General features: G+C 71.9%; 15 protein-coding genes, 2 pseudogenes and 1 riboswitch. Of the genes and pseudogenes, 4 read left to right on the forward strand and 13 right to left on the reverse strand.

Annotation, left to right across the window (positions count from 1 at the left end):
• Window positions 1-5: 5 nt before the first annotated feature.
• The 4 genes and pseudogenes from F1642_RS09255 to cbiE form a co-directional block, all read right to left on the reverse strand.
• Window positions 6-1,344 (reverse strand): annotated as a pseudogene (locus tag F1642_RS09255) (cobyrinate a,c-diamide synthase).
• Window positions 1,341-2,108 (reverse strand): precorrin-4 C(11)-methyltransferase, encoded by a 768-nt coding sequence (gene cobM, locus F1642_RS09260; RefSeq protein ID WP_194886068.1) that lies wholly within the window; start codon window positions 2,106-2,108, stop codon window positions 1,341-1,343. Before cobM ends, F1642_RS09255 begins: the two are co-directional and overlap by 4 nt.
• The gene (locus F1642_RS09265) at window positions 2,105-2,428 is read right to left on the reverse strand and encodes a cobalamin biosynthesis protein (RefSeq protein WP_255522325.1); all 324 of its coding nucleotides are present in this window, start codon (window positions 2,426-2,428) and stop codon (window positions 2,105-2,107) included. The genes cobM and F1642_RS09265 overlap by 4 nt, the downstream gene beginning before the upstream one ends.
• Complete coding sequence (gene cbiE, locus F1642_RS09270; protein ID WP_194886070.1) at window positions 2,410-3,606, reverse strand: precorrin-6y C5,15-methyltransferase (decarboxylating) subunit CbiE; 1,197 nt, start codon at window positions 3,604-3,606, stop codon at window positions 2,410-2,412. Before cbiE ends, F1642_RS09265 begins: the two co-directional genes overlap by 19 nt.
• On the opposite strand from cbiE, the gene F1642_RS09275 reads away from it, so the two are divergent.
• On the forward strand, window positions 3,605-4,342 hold the full coding sequence (locus F1642_RS09275) for a cobalt-precorrin-6A reductase (RefSeq protein ID WP_194886071.1): 738 nt from the start codon (window positions 3,605-3,607) through the stop codon (window positions 4,340-4,342). The two genes, cbiE and F1642_RS09275, sit on opposite strands and share 2 nt — an antisense overlap.
• On the opposite strand, the gene cobJ is transcribed toward F1642_RS09275, so the two are convergent.
• The 7 genes and pseudogenes from cobJ to F1642_RS09310 form a co-directional block, all read right to left on the reverse strand.
• Window positions 4,318-5,046, reverse strand: coding sequence for a precorrin-3B C(17)-methyltransferase (gene cobJ / locus F1642_RS09280; protein ID WP_194886072.1), 729 nt, complete (start codon window positions 5,044-5,046; stop codon window positions 4,318-4,320). The two genes, F1642_RS09275 and cobJ, sit on opposite strands and share 25 nt — an antisense overlap.
• A complete protein-coding gene (gene cobI / locus F1642_RS09285) occupies window positions 5,043-5,780 on the reverse strand; it encodes a precorrin-2 C(20)-methyltransferase (protein ID WP_194886073.1) in 738 nt (245 codons plus the stop codon). Before cobI ends, cobJ begins: the two co-directional genes overlap by 4 nt.
• Window positions 5,780-6,409 (reverse strand): precorrin-8X methylmutase, encoded by a 630-nt coding sequence (locus F1642_RS09290; RefSeq protein ID WP_194886074.1) that lies wholly within the window; start codon window positions 6,407-6,409, stop codon window positions 5,780-5,782. Before F1642_RS09290 ends, cobI begins: the two co-directional genes overlap by 1 nt.
• Entirely contained in the window at window positions 6,409-7,497 is a 1,089-nt protein-coding gene (gene cobG, locus F1642_RS09295) for a precorrin-3B synthase (protein ID WP_194886075.1), read from the reverse strand. Before cobG ends, F1642_RS09290 begins: the two co-directional genes overlap by 1 nt.
• Window positions 7,494-10,663 (reverse strand): annotated as a pseudogene (gene cobN, locus F1642_RS09300) (cobaltochelatase subunit CobN). The gene cobG and the pseudogene cobN overlap by 4 nt, the downstream one beginning before the upstream one ends.
• On the reverse strand, window positions 10,663-11,706 hold the full coding sequence (gene cobW / locus F1642_RS09305; RefSeq protein WP_194886076.1) for a cobalamin biosynthesis protein CobW: 1,044 nt from the start codon (window positions 11,704-11,706) through the stop codon (window positions 10,663-10,665). Before cobW ends, cobN begins: the two are co-directional and overlap by 1 nt.
• Window positions 11,707-11,708: 2 nt before the next feature.
• Window positions 11,709-12,119 carry a DUF1636 domain-containing protein gene (locus tag F1642_RS09310; protein ID WP_045981577.1) on the reverse strand — a complete coding sequence of 137 codons (411 nt, stop codon included), beginning with the start codon at window positions 12,117-12,119 and terminating at the stop codon, window positions 11,709-11,711.
• Window positions 12,120-12,213: 94 nt separating this feature from the next.
• Window positions 12,214-12,440: riboswitch (cobalamin riboswitch) on the reverse strand.
• 40 nt (window positions 12,441-12,480) lie between these two features.
• Between F1642_RS09310 and cobO the strand changes: the two genes are divergently transcribed.
• The 3 genes from cobO to F1642_RS09325 all read left to right on the forward strand — a co-directional run bounded on the left by cobO (window position 12,481) and on the right by F1642_RS09325 (window position 15,302).
• Window positions 12,481-13,110, forward strand: coding sequence for a cob(I)yrinic acid a,c-diamide adenosyltransferase (cobO, locus tag F1642_RS09315; protein WP_046000642.1), 630 nt, complete (start codon window positions 12,481-12,483; stop codon window positions 13,108-13,110).
• Window positions 13,111-13,211: 101 nt separating this feature from the next.
• Window positions 13,212-13,934: a trehalose-phosphatase gene (gene otsB / locus F1642_RS09320; protein WP_194886077.1), complete on the forward strand. Its 723-nt coding sequence runs from the start codon at window positions 13,212-13,214 to the stop codon at window positions 13,932-13,934.
• Window positions 13,935-13,943: 9 nt separating this feature from the next.
• Window positions 13,944-15,302: a trehalose-6-phosphate synthase gene (locus F1642_RS09325; RefSeq protein ID WP_194886078.1), complete on the forward strand. Its 1,359-nt coding sequence runs from the start codon at window positions 13,944-13,946 to the stop codon at window positions 15,300-15,302.
• 246 nt (window positions 15,303-15,548) lie between these two features.
• Here F1642_RS09325 and aroQ read toward each other — a convergent pair whose 3' ends face one another.
• Window positions 15,549-15,977: a type II 3-dehydroquinate dehydratase gene (gene aroQ / locus F1642_RS09330; RefSeq protein WP_194886079.1), complete on the reverse strand. Its 429-nt coding sequence runs from the start codon at window positions 15,975-15,977 to the stop codon at window positions 15,549-15,551.
• An 86-nt stretch (window positions 15,978-16,063) separates the two neighbouring features.
• Window positions 16,064-17,482: an asparaginase domain-containing protein gene (locus tag F1642_RS09335; RefSeq protein ID WP_194886080.1), complete on the reverse strand. Its 1,419-nt coding sequence runs from the start codon at window positions 17,480-17,482 to the stop codon at window positions 16,064-16,066.
• Between the last annotated feature and the right edge of the window lie 8 nt (window positions 17,483-17,490).

Raw genomic sequence — 17,490 nt, forward strand, 5'->3', positions numbered from 1 at the left:
CTGCGTCAAGTCGCGGCCGGGGCGATCAGGTGAAAGAACGTGCCGGACACATGCCCGCTCCCGGACATCGTCCGGTGACTGCCGGTTTCCTCCACCGCGGCGCCGGTCGCGTCGGTCACGCGCGCCAGGGGCGCATCGGGCTGGGACAGGATCGAGGCATAGTGGAATTCATGCCCCCGCAGCGCCGTGCGACCCAGTCCCGGCAGGGCGGTCAGCGGATCGGCGCGGCGGTACCCCAGATGCATCCGGCGTTTAGCATAGCTGGTCTCCAACCCCAGCAGCCCCAACATCTGGTGTCGTTTTCCATCGGCATCCACCAGGCCTGCCCCAAGCGCCATGTATCCCCCGCATTCTCCATGCACCGGCCGCGTGCCCGCAAAGCGGTGCATGGCCGCGCGGAACCCGTCGCAGGCGGCCAGCCGGGGCGCGTGCAGCTCCGGGTAGCCCCCCGGCAGCCAGCAGCAATCGGCGCTGTCATCCGGCCCCTGATCCGCCAGTGGCGAGAACGGCAGGATCGTGGCCCCCGCGCGCCGCCACGCCTCCAGCACATGCGGATAGACGAAGCTGAAGGCCGCGTCGCGGGCCAGCGCGATCCGCCCGCCGGGCGGCGTCAGCGGACGCGGCGCGGGGGGCCTCGGGCAGGGCGCGATGGGCGGCGGCGGCGATGATCGCCTCCAGGTCGCAATGCGCCGCGATGAAATCGCCCGCATGGTCCAGGATGGCTTGCAGGCCCGCCGTCTCCTCGGCCTGGATCAGGCCCAGATGACGCTCGGGTAGGGTGATGGTGCCCTGACGCGGCAGGCTGCCCAGGACGCGGATGCCCGCCTGATCCATCCCCTCGCGGATCAGCCGGTCATGGCGCGGCGAGGCCACGCGGTTCAGCACCACCCCCGCAAAGGGCAGATCCGGGCGCAGCGTGGCAAAGCCCCGCGCCGTCGCCGCCGCCGATTGCGCCTGCCCGCTGACATCCAGGATCAGCACCACCGGCCAGCCCATCATCTGGGCGATCTCGGCGCTGGAGCCGATGCCGGTTTCCCCCTTCGTCGCGACCCCGTCGAACAGGCCCATCGACCCCTCGGCCAGGACCAGATCAGCGTTCGGCTGGCCGGTCGCATGGGCGATCAGCCGCCCCGGCTCCATCGCCCAGGCATCCAGGTTGAAGCTGGCCCGCCCCGAGGCCGCCAGGTGGAACCCCGGATCGATGTAGTCGGGCCCCGACTTGAAGGGCTGCACCACCAGCCCGCGCCTGCGCAGCGCGGTCAGCAGGCCCAGCATCAGCATCGTCTTGCCGGTCCCGGATGCGGGGGCCGAGATCATCAGGCCCGGGGTCAAGGGGCGCGTCATTCCGGAAACCTCGGCGCGTCACCCACGGGCCGATAGCGGCGGTCGTAATCCGCGGCGTAAAGACGGCTGTCCTCGAACCCCTCGCCCGCCAGCGCGGGCCCGACCAGGATCAGCGCGGTGCGGTCGATGCCCTGCGCGTCCACGGTGGCCAGCGTCGCGCGGATCACCCGCTGCTCCGGCCAACTGGCCCGCCAGACCACCGCCACCGGGCAGTCCGGCCCATAATGCGGGGTCAGATCGGCCACCACCCGGTCCAGCGCGTGGATCGACAGGTGGATCGCCAGCGTCGCCCCGGTCGCGGCAAAGGCCGCCAGCGTCTCGCCCGCGGGCATGGTCGAGGCGCGGCCCGGCGTGCGGGTCAGCACCACGGATTGCGCCAGGCCCGGCAGGGTCAGCTCGGCCTGCAGCGCGGCGGCGGCGGCGGCGAATGACGGCACGCCGGGCGTCACGTCGAAGGGGATGTCCAGCGCCCGCAGGCGGCGGATCTGTTCGCCCATCGCGGACCAGACCGACAGATCGCCCGAATGCAGCCGCGCCACGTCCTGGCCCGCGGCATGGGCGGTGGCGATCTCCTCCATGATTTGGTCCAGCGACAGGGGCGCGGTGTTCACGATCCGCGCACCGGGCGGGCAATGGGAGAGCAGCGCGGCAGGCACCAGCGACCCGGCATAGAGGCAGACCGGGCAGGCCGCGATCAGGTCGCGGCCGCGGAGCGTGATCAGGTCGGGCGCGCCGGGGCCTGCGCCGATGAAATGGACGGTCATGGAACCTCTGCGATGGCGATGGTGACGGGACCGAAGGTCCTGCGCGGATGGGTCAGGCGGCCGCCCGCCCCAATGACGGCGGCCTCGGCCACCGATCCGGTGCCGAAGGCGGCCAGGATTCGGGGCGATTGCGTGGGCGTGGCGATGCCCGCCACGGCGACCAGATGCAGCGGCAGGTCGCGCGTATGGGCCAGCGGGCGCAGTTCGGTCGCGCGTTCCGGGATGGTGGCCAGCGCGTCGGCACCGCCCGCGGCCTCCAGCGCGGCCAGCAGGGCGGGCAGGGGCGTGCCGGGGCGGCAGCCTATTCCGGCGATGCGCATGTGACGCTCCATTGCACGATCGGGCGGGCGGGGGTCCAGCCGCGCATCCCCCCCAAGGGGGTGGCCTCGGCGATGTCGATGCGCAGCAGGCGACCGCCGTGATCCGCGTGGCAGCGGGTCAGCAGCGACTCCGTCTCCAGCGTCACGGCATTGGCGACCAGTCGCGCGCCGGAGGGCAGGCGGGCCCACAGCGCCTCCAGCAGCGCCTGCGACGCGCCGCCGCCGACAAAGACCGCATCGGGGGTGCCGGGCGGCAGCGCCTCGGGGGCCGACCCTTCGATCACCGTGACCCGCCCGCCCAGACCGAAGGCGTCCAGATTGGCGCGGATGGTGGCGATGCGATCCGCGCGCGGCTCGACCGTCACGGCGCGGCCCCCGGCCAGAGCCCATTCCACTGCGACCGAGCCCGAGCCGCCGCCAATGTCCCACAGAACCTCTCCCGGGCGCGGGGCCAGCGCGGCCAGCGTCAGCGCGCGGATGGGCGATTTGGTGATCTGCCCGTCATGGGTGAACAGCGCATCAGCCCGGCCCGGCACCGCGGGCAGGCCGAAGCCGCGAGGCAGGTCCGCCCCGTCGATGGCCACCGCCACCGGTGCGGCGCAGGTCAGCGCGAACCCATCGGCGCGGGTGGTGCGCACCCGTTCAGACGGCCCGCCAAGACGCTCCAGCACCGTCAGCCGCGCCGCTCCCGCGCCTGCGGCGACCAGCCAATCGGCCAGCGCGGCGGGCGCGTCGCCATCGCGCAGCGTCGCGATGATTTGGCAACCGCGCGCCAGATGCGGGCGCAGCCGCGCGAAGGGCGCAGCATGCAGGCCCAGGGTCACCACCTCCTCCAGCCGCCAGCCAAGGCGCGCGGTGGCCAGAGACAGCACCCCCGGCGCGGGCAGGGCGTGCCATTCGTGGGGCTCCAGCACGGCGGCGATGCTGCCCCCCGCGCCGCACCAGAAGGGATCGCCCGAGACCAGCGCCGCCACCCGCCGCCCCCGCAGCGCCAGAAGCGGCGCCAGGTCGAAGGGCACCGGCCAGGCCCGCCCCCGCGCGCCCACCCCCGCCAGCGCCAGGTGGCGCGGGCCGCCAAAGATGACCTCGGCCGCCTCCAGCGCGCGCAGGCTTGCGCCGGGCAGGCCGTCCGGTCCATCTTCGGTGATCCCGATGATCGTCAGCCAAGGGTCAGACATGCGACGCATCCTGCTGCTGGGCGGCACAAGTGAGGCCAGCCGCCTGGCCGCCCTGCTGGCCCGCGCCGGTGTCGCGGCGGTCTTCTCCTATGCCGGACGGACGGAGGCGCCCATCGCCCAGCCCCTGCCCACCCGGATCGGCGGCTTCGGTGGGGCCGAGGGGATGGCGCGATACCTGCGTGATCACGACATCGGCGCGGTGGTCGATGCGACCCATCCCTTCGCAGCCCAGATCAGCCGCAACGCGGATGCCGCCTGCCGCGCGGCGGGGGTGCCGATGCTGATGCTGCGCCGCCCGCCTTGGCCGGTCGATCCCGGTTGGCAGCGCGTCCCCGACATCGCGGGCGCGGTCGCGGCGCTGCCTTGCGCGCCGACCGGCGTCTTTCTGGCCATCGGCAAGCAGACCTTGGCGCCCTTTGCCGCCCTGCCGCATCGCTGGCTGTTGCGGCTGGTCGATGCGCCCGATGCGCCCCCCTTGCCCGGCGCGCAGGTGGTGCTGGCCCGCGGCCCCTTCACGGTCGCGGGCGACCGGGCGCTGATGCAGGCGCATGGCATCACCCATCTGGTCGCCAAGAACAGCGGCGGTGCGGGGGCCAGCGCAAAGTTGGACGCGGCGCGTGATCTGGGCGTGCGGGTCGTGTTGATCGACCGACCGGCCGCGCCGGACCGGCCGCAGGTCGCCACACCGGAACAGGCGCTGGACTGGCTGCATCAGACCGCCCCCCGCGGGGTATAGACCCACCGGCCCACGCGCCGTGTGGCGCGGTTGCCGACCAGCACGACGGTGCGCATGTCGGCCATGTCGGGCGTGGCCTCGGCCAGCGTGACCACGCGCAGCGCCTCGTCCGGCGTGGTGACGGCGCGGGCAAAGATCATCAGGCGTTCGGGTTCGCATTCCTCGTGCAGCACCTCCAGCACGCGGGCGAAGCCTGCGGGGCGGCTGGCCGAGCGCGGGTTGTAGAAGGCCATCGCGAAATCGCCCCGCGCAGCATGGCGCAGACGGTGTTCGATCAGCGCCATGGGCTTGAGGTTGTCCGACAGGTTGATGGCGCAGAAATCATGGCCCAAAGGCGCGCCGGCCCGCGCCGCCGCCGCCAGCATTGCGGTGATGCCGGGCAGGATGCGGATGTCGGGGTCGGTGCCCGCGCCCTCCAGCGCCTCGAACAGGGCGGAGGCCATGGCGAAGACGCCCGGATCGCCGGACGACACGATCACCACCCGCGCACCGCCTTCGGCAAGCGACAGCGCGTGGCGGGCGCGGTCCAGCTCCACCCGGTTGTCGCTGGCATGCAGCGTCAGGCCGGGCCGCGCCGCCACCCGCGCGACATAGGGGATGTAGCCGATCACGTCGGTCGCCTGGTCCAGCGCGGCGGCGACCTCGGGGGTCACCATGGCGTCCGACCCCGGCCCCAGCCCCGCGACGGTGATCCAGCCGCTCATTCCGCCACCCGCGCCATGGGGCGCCGTCCATGGCCATGGACCAGCAGGATCGCGAAATAGGGGCAGTCGTCATCGGCCACCTCGCGCAGCGCCACGATGCGCTGGCCGGGCATGGTGCCGCGTTCGATCAGCCAAGCGTCGGCCAGACGTCCGGACGCCGCCAGCGCGCGGCGCAGCTTGGGCAGGTTGCGGCCCGTCTTCATCACCACCAGCGCGTCGCTGCCTTGCATGTGGCGGATCAGGTCCGCCTCGGGCAGGGTGCCCATCAGCACGGTCAGCACGTCGTCGCCCCAGGTCATGGGCTGACCCACCGCGTTCCAGCAGCCGACCATGCCGGGAATGCCGGGGATCACCTCAACCTGGGCCAGTCCGGTCAGCCGCACCTGCAGATGCATGAAGCTGCCGTAGAGGAACGGATCGCCCTCGCACAGGACCACCACATCCTCGGTCTGGGCCAGCTGCGCCAGACGCGCGGCCCAGAGATCATAGAACCCCGCCAGCGCGTCGTTGTAATCGGGATGATCGAAGGGGATCTCGGTCGTGACCGGGTATTCCATCGGATATTCGACCGCATCCGGGGCCAGCATCCCCTGCACGATGCGCCGCGCCTGACCGGGGCGGCCGGGTTTGCGGAAATAGGCGACGTGGCGCGCGGCGCGCACCGCCCGGTCGGCCCGGACCGAGATCAGGTCTGGATCACCCGGCCCCAGACCTGCGCAGATGATGCGTCCCATCATTCCCTCCGGCTGGCCAGCGCGTTGATCGCGGCGACGGTGATGGCCGACCCGCCCAGCCTGCCGCGCACCACGACAGACGGTGCGGGCGGCGCGGCCATCAGCGCGTCCTTCGACTCCGCCGCGCCGACGAAGCCCACGGGGCAGCCGATGATCGCGGCGGGGCGGGGGCAGGCGGGGTCCTCCAGCATGTTCAGCAGGTGAAACAGCGCGGTGGGCGCATTGCCGATGGCCACGACCGCGCCCGCCAGATGCGGCCGCCACAGCTCCAGCGCGGCGGCGCTGCGGGTGTTGCCCAGGTCGCGCGCCATGTCCGGCACACGCGGGTCGCGCAGGGTGCAGATCACCGCGTTGTCCGCAGGCAGGCGGGCGCGGGTGACGCCCTCGCTGACCATATGCGCGTCGCAGAGGATTGGCGCACCGGCGGCCAGCGCCGCGCGGGCGGCGGTCGCCATGCCGGGGGTGAAGGCCACGTCGCGTTCCAGCCCCACCAGGCCCGCTGCATGGATCATGCGGACGACGACGGGTTCCTCATCCGCGTCGAAACGCACCAGATCGGCCTCGGCCCGGATGGTGGCGAAGGACTGGCGATAGATGGCGGCGCCGTCCCTTTCGTAGTCATGGGGCATCACAGAACCTTCGGCAGTTGATCGGGGTGCAGGCCGCGCAGGGCGGCGGGGTCATGGGCGCGGCCATGGCGGATCAGGTCGAACCCCTCGGGCGTCGCGGTCAGCGTGAGGTCGGCGGCGCGCGGCCAGCCGCAGCCCTTGGCGCAGCCGCTGACATGCAGCACGGCATCCGGCGGGATCAGCGGCGCCAGCGCCCGCGCCAGGGGGCGCGTCGCGGCCTGTCCCTGCGGGCAGGCGGGCGCGCCGGGACAGGCGCGCAGACGGTTGCGCGGATCGCGGGGGTCCAGGATCAGCCCTTCCAGCGCGGGAAGGTGGCGGACCCCCTCGACCAGCAGCATCCGCCACGGCGTCAGGCGCAGCAGTGCCAGGCGCCCAAGGCGACGCAGCGTATCGGGGGCGATCTGGCCGAATTCCAGCGCGATCAGCAGGCCTTGCGGATGCGGCCCCGGCTGCGGCGGCGCGGCGGGCCGGGGGGCGGGCAGGGTGGCGCCGGGGGGCTGCACCCGCGCGGTCAATGCGGCCATGCGGCCCCGCCCGTCGGGCGCGCCGCCCCGGTCCAGGAACCAGCCGGCCAGTGCCAGCGCGTCCTGCGGCCCGTGATAGGGTGCGGCGCGGTCCATGCCGTCGGCGCGGAGCGTCGGGCCTGCCTCGATGCGGATATCGGCGGGGTCTCGGGTCAGCACCGGCGCGGGACCGGTATCGACCGCAAAACCGAACTTGGCGGGCAGGGCCAGGTCGCTGGCCGCCAGCGCCGCCGCCAGATCGGCGGCCAGCGCATCGGCCACGGCATCCGCGAAGGGCGTGACCAGGATGTTGCGGCGCGTCTCGGTGGCGATGTCGGGGTCGATCAGGCCGTGCGGGCGCAGCGCCGCGATCAGCGGCGCATGGGTCGCGGGCCTGACCCCGCGCAGCTGCAGGTTGGCGCGGCCGGTCAGTTCGATCACGCCGTTGCCATGGGTCTGGGCGGCATCGGCGATGGCCTGGGCCTGGGCCGCGTCAAGACGCCCGCCGGGGGGGCGGATACGTACCACCCACCCGTCGCCGGACTCCATCGGCTGCAGCGCGCCGGGGCACCAGCCGCGGATCATGACAGCCCCGCCATGATCGAGTTTCGCCGCGTGACCCACAGACCGGCATCGTGCAGCCGCTGGAACAGATCGCGCATCGCGGCCAGGGCGGCGGGGTTGGCCTGTTCCATGAAATCCACGATCTCGGGGCGGCCCAAGGTCGCCTGATGATAAAGGTCGAACAGATGCGCGGGCACCGCGCCCGCCAGATGGGCAAAGGCCGCCATGTGGTCCAGCGTCGCCGCGATCTCGGCCGCGCCCCGGTATCCATGTGCGGTCATCGCATCGGCCCAGGCCGGATCGGCGGCACGCGAGCGGGTGGTGCGGGCGATCTCCTCGGTCAGGGTCCGGGCGCGGGGCGGTCGGGTTGCGTGGCGTCCAGATGGTACAGGCTGGCCCGGCCGCCGATCCGCGCCATGGCGGCGGCAAAGCCCCCTTCATGCGCGGCATAGTCGGCGGCCAGCAGCAGATCCGTCTCGGGCAGGTCCTGCGCGTGGACAAAGCTGTCGGCGCGGGTCAGCCGCGCCTCCAGCGCGTCGCGGGCCTCATGGCTGGCGCCATCCGCACCGATGGCCCAGCTGGAGGCCGCGATCCAGGCCTCGCCCGCGGCCTGACGCGCGGCATCGGTAAATTCCGTGGGCGCGGTGCCCATGCCCAGCCCGTATTGTCCCGGCTGCGGGCCGAAGACCCGTGCGCCCCCGGCATAGGGGTTCTGATCCGCCGCCTCGTCCCGCGCGGCCAAGGCAGCGGCCCCGGTCTGAAACAGCTGCGCCAGCACCGGGAACACATCGCGGAAGAGGCCCGACACGCGCAGCGTCACGTCGACGCGCGGGCGGCCCAGCAGGGCCAGCGGCAGGACCTCGACCCCCGAGACCCGGCCGGACCCGGCATCCCAGATCGGCTTCAGCCCGGCCAGATGCAGGGCCATGGCGAACTCCTCTCCGGCGGTGCGCATCGTCGCGCTGCCCCAGAGGTCCACGACCAGCCCGCGCGGCCAGTCGCCGTGATCCTGCAGGTGGCGGCGCAGCAGCTCCTCGGCCAGCTTCACCCCCTGCGCATGGGCCGAGGGGGTGGGCACGGCGCGCGGGTCCACGCTGTAGAGGTTGCGCCCGGTGGGCATCACGTCCGACCGCCCCCGATTGGGCGAACCCGACGGCCCCGGCGCAACGAACCGCCCGGCCAGCGCGGCCATCAGCCCGTCGCGTTCGGCCTGACCGCAGACGCCGCTGCCCCAGACATGCAGCCCCTCTCCGTACTGGCTTTCCTTGATGTCGCAGACGAAGCGGTCGATTCGGGTGATCGCCTCGGCGGCGCTGGCGTCGGGGGGGATGCCCAGATCGGCCTCGACCCCCAGGGCGCGCGCCTCGTCCCGGATTGCGGCGATCAGGCGGTCGCGACGCGCGGGGTCCAGCCCGTCGGCGGTGGAATATTCGTCCAGGGACCGTTCCAGCCCGGCCATGCCGGGGGGCAGGGCCGCGTCCCGCATGGGGGGCGGCATATGGCCCAGGGTCACCGCCCCGATGCGGCGTTTCGCCTGCGCGGCCTCTCCCGGATCGTTGACGATGAAGGGATAGATCACCGGCAGCGACCCCAGCAGCACCTGCGGCCAGCAGTCGCCCGACAGCGCGACCGCCTTGCCCGGCAGCCATTCCAGCGTGCCATGCGCGCCCATGTGGATCAGCGCCCGCGCGCCCTGCTGCGCGAGCCACAGATAGAAGGCAACGTAGGCATGGCGCGGCACGCGGGTCAGGTCATGATAGCTGTCCTCGCGCCCGGCGCGGTGGCTGCGTTCGGGCTGCAGCGCCAGGATCACCGGGCCGTGCAGGCTGGCGTGCAGGTGGAAGGCGCCGTCCCGGCAATCGGGATCGGTCTCGGGCGGCCCCCAGGCCGCGTGCAGGTCCTCCTGCAGCGCCTGCGGCAGGCGGGCCAGCGCCGCGCGGTAATCGTCCAGCGGCCAAGCCAGGGTGCCGTCCGGCAGCGCGGGCAGGTCCGTGCCCAGCATCGCCCCCACCGCCTGCGCGGATGCCGGCGCGTCCAGTCCCACGGCATGGGCCTGTTGCCAGTCGCGCCCCGGATAGGTGGAGAGCACCATCGCCACGCGACCCGCCCCTTGCGCCATCGCGTGCCAGGCGGCGATGCGGTCGACGGCCCGGGCCAGCATCGGCGCATCGGGCCGGTGCACGAAGCGCGAATACTGCAGGTCCGGATCGCGCGGGCTGACCGCCTTGAAGCTGATGAGGCCCGCGAAGATGCGTCCGTCGACCTCGGGCAGGACGACATTCATCGCCAGGTCCGACGGCGACAGCCCGCGTTCGGCCGCCAGCCAGTCGCGGCGGCGGTTGGTGGACAGGGCCACTTGGAACACCGGGCAGGACCAGCCGTCGAACGGACCCGCATTCCCCCCGGAAAACCCGGTCGCGTTCACGACCAGCGCAGGCCCGCCCGGCAGGGCATCGGCCAGCCAGTCGCCCAGGCCCGGCGCCTTCAGCGACGGGGCAAAGACGCCCATCGCCACGATGCCCCGCGCCCGCAACGCCCGGATCAGCGCATCGATGGGCGCCACATCCGCCGCTGCCAGCCAGCTGCGATAGAAGGTGACCAGCGCCGCGACCGGGCCCGGGTCGGCGACCACCCCCCGGTCGGGGTCGTAGAAGCCCATCGCGGGTAGGGTCTTGACCCCCGGCACGGGCGCGGCCTGCAGGCCCGATGCGATGGCCATCTGCGCCAGCGCCGCCTGCGCCGCGACCGCGCCGCCCTGGTCGCAATGCCGCCGCAGCACGCGCAGGACCGAGGGGGGAACGGTCGAGATCTCCTCCAACCGCGGATCGTCGCGGCCGTCCGCGGGCAGCACGGCCAGCGCGATGCCGCGCCTGCGCGCCAGGTCCTGGACCGAGGCCAGGCCATAGGGCCAATAGGCCTCTCCGCCGATCAACCGGATCAGGATGCCGCGCGCGCCCGACAGGGTGTTCTCGACATAGGTGTCGACCGAAACCGGGTGCCGCAGCGCCACCAGGTTGCAGAGCCGGGTCGAGGGTAGCCCCCCCGCCGCGCGCCGCCAGCCTTCCGCAAACGCCCCCAGGTCGCTGTCCGAAAAGGACAGGACCACCAGATCGCCGGGGGTCTGACCGGGATCATAGGGGGCGTCGGACTGTTCAAGCCCGACCTGTTCGCGGAAGATGACATGCATCAGGCGGGAACACCCTCCAGCACGGCGCGGATCGCGTCGGGGTTCACGTCGTCATGCTCCGCGATCACCACAAGGCGCGACCGGCGCGGGGTCTGGCCCCACGGGCGGTCGTACTGATGGCGCACCCGCGAGCCCACGGCCTGCACCAGAAGGCGCATGGGCTTGCCCGCGACGGCGACATGGCCCTTGACGCGCAGCACGTTCTGCTCGGCGGCCAGACGGGCGATGCGGGCCGCCAGATCGGCGGGATCGGTGATCTCGGGCAGCTCGATCACGACGGTGTCGAAATCCTCATGCTCGTGGTCGTCGGCGCCGTCGTGATGGCTGGGGCGGGCGTCCAGGTCGTCCTCGGCGGCCTTGCCCAGACCCAGGATCAGGCGCGGATCGACCGCGCCCTCGGTCACGGTCAGAATGGGCAGGGGGCGGGGCAACTCGGCCTCGATCGCGGCGCGGGCGGCGGCGACGCCTTCCGGCCCGGCCAGATCGGCCTTGGTCAGCAGGATCACGTCGGCGCAGGCGATCTGATCCTCGAAGACCTCGGACAGGGGCGTCTCGTGGTCCAGGCCAGGGTCGGCGGCGCGCTGCGCGTCCACCGCCGCCACGTCGGGGGCGAAGCGACCGGCCGCCACGGCCTCGGCATCGGCCAGGGCGATCACGCCGTCCACGGTGATCCGCGACCGGATCGCGGGCCAATCGAATGCCTTCAGCAGAGGCTTGGGCAGCGCCAGCCCGGACGTCTCGATCAGGATGTGGTCCGGGCGGGCGGGCAGCGCCATCAGCGCCTCCAGCGTGGGGATGAAATCGTCGGCGACGGTGCAGCAGATGCAGCCGTTCGACAGCTCGACGATATTCTCGGCCGGGCAGGCGGCGTCGGCGCAACCCTTGAGGATCTCTCCATCGACACCCATCGTGCCGAATTCGTTCACGATCACCGCAAGGCGCAGCCCCTGGGGGTTGGCCATCAGATGGCGCACCAGGGTCGTCTTGCCCGACCCCAGAAAGCCGGTGATCACGGTGACGGGGGTCTTCACGAGGTCGTTCATGGTCACTCCTGCGACAGGGTATGCGGGGGGATGCGGGCAAGGCTCTGCTTGCGGAAGACGGCGGGGCGTTCGCGCCACGGCACGATGCCGTCGGCGGTCCCGGCATAGGCGCGCGCGCCCGACAGGATGTCGGCGGCGTCGTCCAGCGTCAGGCGGCCATAGACATAGGACCACTTGCCCGGCGCGGACAGCGCGACGGAACAGCCCTGCGAACAGGCGGAAAGGCATTCGACGGGGCGGATCTCGACGCCGTCTGGGGCGGTGCGGGACAGCAGGTCGTGCAGCCGGGCGCCAAGGCGCGGCGCGTCCGGGCCAAGGGCATCCGTCCTTGCGGCATCGGTCCCTGCGGCATCGGGAACCGGGTCGGGCACGGTGCCGCGACAGGTGGTGCAGACATGCAGAACGGCGCGCATCGCGGCCCCTTCCTTGTTGCGGCAAGGGGCGTCCGAGAGGAGGCGGCACGGGGCATCCGGCCATCACCTGCCGGTCGCGAAACACCCCGTTCGCCCGTCATCGTCAGGTGCTGGCAGGTCTCCCGGCTTGCGGATTCAGGGGCGGATGCCCCGACGGTCGTCCCACCTTCCCAGCCCCAATCGGGGCCAGTGGATCGGGCGACCTCTCCGGTCACGGTCGCGGGGGCGGCTGCGCTTGGGGTCGCGGGTCTGATGACCCGGGGCCTTGTCGCATTCCCTCTTCGCCTGTCATAGACAGGAACCAACACGCCCTCACCCAAACCCCCGCACCCGCCGTTTGTCAACCGCAAGGAGCGACCCGATGACGCAGACCGACCCGATTTCCGCCGAGGATCAGGACCGCCACGCCGCCAAGATGGCCAGGAAAAAGGCCGCCCGCGACCGCATGATGGAGACCAAGACCGGCGAAAAGGGCCTGATCATCGTCCATACCGGGCCGGGCAAGGGCAAGTCGTCGTCGGGGTTCGGCATGATCATGCGCTCCATCGCGCACGGGATGCCCTGCGCCGTTGTGCAGTTCATCAAGGGCGCGTGGGACACGGGCGAACGCACGCTGCTGACCACGCATTTCACCGGCATCTGCCAGTTCCACGCCATGGGCGAGGGCTTTACCTGGGAGACGCAGGACAAGTCCCGCGACATCGCCATGGCGCAGGCCGGATGGGCGCGCGCGCAGGACCTGATCCGTGACCCGGCCATCCGCATGGTCCTGCTGGACGAGATCAACATCGCGCTGCGCTATGGTTATCTGGACGCGGCCGAGGTGGTGGCCTTTCTGCAGGCGGAAAAGCCCGCCATGACCCATGTGGTGCTGACCGGGCGCGGCGCCCCCGACGCGCTGATCGAGGCCGCCGACCTGGTGACCGAGATGACCCAGGTCAAGCATCCGTTCCGGTCTGGGATCAAGGCGCAGGCCGGGGTCGAATACTGACGCGCGCGGGTTGGCGGTCAAAAAACCTCACGCGGCGGTGAACCCTCGGGGGGAGTCATGGGTTCCCTTTGGTGTATCCCAATCGCCGGAGCCCGCCTGACGTGACCCCACCCCCACTTGCCCCCGACGCCGCCCTGTTCCTGGATTTCGACGGCTGCCTGGTCGACATCGCCCCCCGGCCCGATGCGGTCGTTGTCACGCAGGCGCTGCGCGACCGGCTGGCGGCGCTGTACCGGCGGCAGGGGGGCGCAGTGGCGCTGATCTCGGGGCGCGACGTGGCCGACCTGCGCGGACATATGGACGGGTTCGAGGGGATCGTCGCGGGCAGCCACGGCGCCGAGCTGTCGCTGCGCCCCGGCCGCATCCAGACCCTGCACCGGGTCGATTTCGACGCGGGCCCCCTTCATGCCGCGGCCCATGCCGCCGCCGCGCCCCATCCCGCCCTGTTGGTCGAGGAAAAGCCCCACGGCGTCGCACTGCATTATCGGGACGCCCCCGATCTTCGCACCTTTGTCGAGGGGGTGATGCAGGATCTGGCCGACCGGAACCCGCATCTGGTGCTGCAGCCCGCCAAGATGGCGGTTGAACTGCGCCCCGGTGGCGTCGGCAAGGACAGCGCGCTGGCCCATCTGATGACGCTTGAGCCCTTTGTCGGGCGCGTGCCGGTCTTTGCGGGCGACGATACCACCGACGAACCCGCCATGGCCGAGGCGCAGGCCCGCGGCGGCTTTGCCATCAAGATCGGCGACGGTCCCACCGCCGCGCATCACCGATTGTCCGACCCTGCCGCGCTGGCCGCCTGGCTTGACGCATCGCTGAACTGAGGAATGCCCATGTCCACCGAACCGCGCCTGATCGTCGTCTCGAACCGCCTGCCGCTGGGGGACGACCCCTCGGGGGGGCTGGTGGTGGCGCTGGAGGATGCGCTGCGCAGTTCCGGCGGGGTGTGGGTGGGTTTCTCGGGCGAGGTGACGGACGATCCCGCGCCCGACCTGCAGGACCATCCGGGCGCGGCGTTCCAACGGCTGTCCTTTGACCTGACCCCGCAAGAGCATGACGAATACTATCTGGGCTATTCCAACTCCATCCTGTGGCCGCTGTGTCATGGGCGCCCCAACCTGATGCGCATCAGGCCCGAATACCTGGATGGATATGCACGGGTGAACCAGCGCATCGCCCGAATGCTGCTGCCGGTCCTGCGGCCCGATGACCGGATCTGGGTGCAGGATTATCACCTGTTCCCGCTGGCCGCCGAACTGCGCGCCTTGGGGGTGGAAAACCCGATCGGCCATTTCCTGCACATCCCCTTTCCGGGTCCGGCCGATTGCGCGGCCCTGCCCAACCCCGCGCAGCTGTTCGACTGGCTGTCCCATTACGATCTGCTGGGATTCCAGGCCGAACGCGACCTTGGTGCCTTTGCCGAAAGCGCGCGCCAGCTGGCAGACGGCGATCAGGTCGCGCCGGACCGCTTCCGGCTGTCGGGACGCTCGGTCCGCACGCAGGTCTTTCCGATCGGCATCGACGCCGCGGCCTTCATCACCGAGGCGGCAGACGCCCCCGACAGCGACCGCATGCGCCTGCTGACCGGGGCCAAGATGATGATCGGCGTCGACCGGCTGGATTACTCCAAGGGCATCCCGCAGCGGTTCAGGGCCTATCAGCTGCTGCTGGAAAAGATCCCCGACCTGCATGAGAAGATCTCGTTCCTGCAGATCGCGCCCCCGACGCGCGGCGAGGTCGAAGCCTATCAGGACATCCGGGAGGAGACCGAACACTTGGCCGGACGCATCAACGGCCAGTTCGCGACGTTGAACTGGACGCCGATCCGGTTCATCCATCGGCCGTTCCCGCGTCCCGTGCTGGCGGGGCTGTACCGGCAGGCGCGCATCGGGTTGGTCACGCCGCTGGCCGACGGGATGAACCTGGTCGCCAAGGAATACGTCGCCGCCCAGAACCCCGACGATCCGGGCGTGCTGATCCTGTCGCGCTTTGCCGGGGCCGCAGAGACCATGGCCGAGGCGCTGATCATCAACCCCCACGACCCGCATGATCTGGCCGTCGCGATGGCACAGGCGATGCGGATGTCGCAAGCCGTACGCCGCGACCGCCATGCCGCCCTGCTGGAAGGTGTGGTGGACCACGATGTCGCCTGGTGGTCGCGCACCTATCTGGAGGCGCTGACGGCGCGGTGATTCGCGCGGGGTGTGCCCAAGGATCGGGCAATACCCTCAAATTGCGCCCGGTCCCGTGGCAGCGCACGTCCCGGTTGACCAAGCGGCGCGGCCTGCGGTGACAGGGGCGCAGGTCCGGCGCATGGTGGACCTATGAAGCAGATGCTTCGTGGCGTCCTCCTCCCGGTCCGGCCACGGACACTTCGGAAAGCCGCCGGTCCTGCCGCCCCCCTCCTCCCTGCGGCCAGGTCCGGCGGTCTTTTCGTCTCAGCCGATCAGGCCCGCCACGTGGCGCAGGGCTGCGGCATAGCCGTTCAGCCCCAGCCCCGCGATCACCCCGTCGGCGCGCTTTGACACGAACGAATGGTGGCGGAACGCCTCGCGCTTGTGGACCTGGCTGATATGGACCTCGATCACCGGGCCGTCGAAGGCGTTCAGCGCATCCAGCACCGCGACCGAGGTATGGGTCAGTGCCGCCGGGTTGATGACGATGGCAGCGGCCTCCAGCCGGGCTTCGTGGATCCAGTCGACGATCTGGCCTTCCCAGTTCGACTGCAGGAAGCGGATGTCATGCGGGGCGGCGGCGTTGCGGCACAGCGCCTCGAGATCGGCCAGCGTCTCGTGGCCATAGACCTCGGGCTGGCGCTGGCCCAGCAGGTTCAGGTTCGGACCGTTCAGGACATGGATCAGCGGCATCGGGGTCTCCTTGCTGGGGCTTGCTAGCGCGGGCGGGTGTCAGCCCGCAAGCGCGGTGACGGGGGCGGCGCGATGGGCGGGGTCGATCATGCGCAGCGCCGGAGGATCGTCCGACAGGATCGCCACCGCGCCGGGGGCGGGGGGCCGGACCACTGCACCGCCCCGTCGTGACCGATCAGCGCCAGCCGGTCGCCCTGCATCCGCAGCACGCCGGGCCCCGGCGCTTGCCACAGGACGGCGCCGCCCCGCATCAGCCGCGGCCCGGCATCGGGGTCGTTCTCCAGCCGCACGGGGCCGCAGGTCAGCACCTGTCCGGGCCACAGCGGGCCGTCCATCCGGTCGGTGGGCGCACAGTCCCCGGTCAGCCCGCGCGCCAGCAGGGCGGCCAGCGTGGCGCCGTCCCACCCGTGATGGGGCGCGGCCGCGGTCAGGACCACCATCTTGGCCAGCGCCGCGACGGGCGTCATGTCGCCCCCCGCGACGGCCCCGGTCGCCGCGATCCAGGCCCCGGCGGCATAATCGAACGCGCCGACCTGCCCGCCGATCACCCGGCTGGCGATCAGCACGGGCACGTCCGCATCCGCCAGCACCTGCGCCATCGCGCCATCTCCTGCGGGGACATTGCCGGGGCCGAACCCCTCCAGCAGCAGGCCGGTCGCGCCCTGGTCCAGCGCCGCGCGCACCTGCTGCGCCAGCATCGGGGCGGCGGCGCGGTGATCGGCGGGCACGGCCGTGATCTGCACCACGCGCTGATCGTCGATGCGGGCCTGCACCGCGTCCAGCTGGGCCATCGCCCGCGCATGGGCCGCGGGTCCGTCCAGCGCCAGGTCGGGCGCGGCGGGGCCGGGCAGGGGCGCGACCGTGCCCCGGCGGATGCCGATGCCGCGTTCCGCCAGGGGCGCCAGATGCGGGCTGTCAAAGGCCGCGAAGCGTGTCGTCGACACCTTGAGTGCGCGGCACCCGCGCAGCAGGCGCCCGTCGAAGAAGATCGCGACCTCGGGCAGGCGCAGGCGGGCGCAGGACAGTGCGCCGGTCAGGTTGGCCAGCGCATCGCTGCCCGCGTTCAGGACCAGCCCGGCGGGGGTGTCGGTGAACAGCGGCAGCTGTGCGCCCGTCAGGATCACCGGCTTGGACAGCGCCGCGCGGGCCAGCCCCAGATCGTCGAAGACGTTCAGCAGCAGGGGCAGCGCCGCGCCGGTGTAATCCATCGTGTCGGTGCCGTGCAGGATCACGAAGGCGTCGTGGTCGGCATAGAGGTCCAGCACCCGCCGCGCGATCCGGCACCAGTCGGACGGGCGCAGGTCGGTGCTGTCCAGCGTTCCGGGCCCGTCATCCGAAAACCGCAGTCCCGTGTCGAAATGCAGCGCGTCCCCCGGCAGGGCCGCCGCCAGCGCCGGCCCCAGCAGATCGTTCGCGGCGCAGGCAAAGCGGTCCGCCGCCATGGGGGCCAGCGGCTGGCCCGTGCTGCTGATCGTGCCGCCCGTGTTGATGATGCAGATGCGCATGAGGGTCC

Origin of the sequence: Paracoccus sp. NBH48, assembly GCF_015390265.1 — a bacterium.
Lineage (GTDB): Bacteria > Pseudomonadota > Alphaproteobacteria > Rhodobacterales > Rhodobacteraceae > Paracoccus > Paracoccus marcusii.

Excerpts from the sequence above, each read along its gene's own strand:
- cobM (WP_194886068.1), bottom strand. The coding sequence starts at position 2,108 with ATGACCGTCCATTTCATCGGCGCAGGCCCCGGCGCGCCCGACCTGATC.
- F1642_RS09265 (WP_255522325.1), bottom strand. The coding sequence starts at position 2,428 with ATGCGCATCGCCGGAATAGGCTGCCGCCCCGGCACGCCCCTGCCCGCC.
- F1642_RS09275 (WP_194886071.1), top strand. The coding sequence starts at position 3,605 with ATGCGACGCATCCTGCTGCTGGGCGGCACAAGTGAGGCCAGCCGCCTG.
- cbiE (WP_194886070.1), bottom strand. The coding sequence starts at position 3,606 with ATGTCTGACCCTTGGCTGACGATCATCGGGATCACCGAAGATGGACCG.
- cobJ (WP_194886072.1), bottom strand. The coding sequence starts at position 5,046 with ATGAGCGGCTGGATCACCGTCGCGGGGCTGGGGCCGGGGTCGGACGCC.
- cobI (WP_194886073.1), bottom strand. The coding sequence starts at position 5,780 with ATGGGACGCATCATCTGCGCAGGTCTGGGGCCGGGTGATCCAGACCTG.
- F1642_RS09290 (WP_194886074.1), bottom strand. The coding sequence starts at position 6,409 with ATGCCCCATGACTACGAAAGGGACGGCGCCGCCATCTATCGCCAGTCC.
- cobG (WP_194886075.1), bottom strand. The coding sequence starts at position 7,497 with ATGATCCGCGGCTGGTGCCCCGGCGCGCTGCAGCCGATGGAGTCCGGC.
- cobW (WP_194886076.1), bottom strand. The coding sequence starts at position 11,706 with ATGAACGACCTCGTGAAGACCCCCGTCACCGTGATCACCGGCTTTCTG.
- F1642_RS09310 (WP_045981577.1), bottom strand. The coding sequence starts at position 12,119 with ATGCGCGCCGTTCTGCATGTCTGCACCACCTGTCGCGGCACCGTGCCC.
- cobO (WP_046000642.1), top strand. The coding sequence starts at position 12,481 with ATGACGCAGACCGACCCGATTTCCGCCGAGGATCAGGACCGCCACGCC.
- F1642_RS09325 (WP_194886078.1), top strand. The coding sequence starts at position 13,944 with ATGTCCACCGAACCGCGCCTGATCGTCGTCTCGAACCGCCTGCCGCTG.
- aroQ (WP_194886079.1), bottom strand. The coding sequence starts at position 15,977 with ATGCCGCTGATCCATGTCCTGAACGGTCCGAACCTGAACCTGCTGGGC.
- F1642_RS09335 (WP_194886080.1), bottom strand. The coding sequence starts at position 17,482 with ATGCGCATCTGCATCATCAACACGGGCGGCACGATCAGCAGCACGGGC.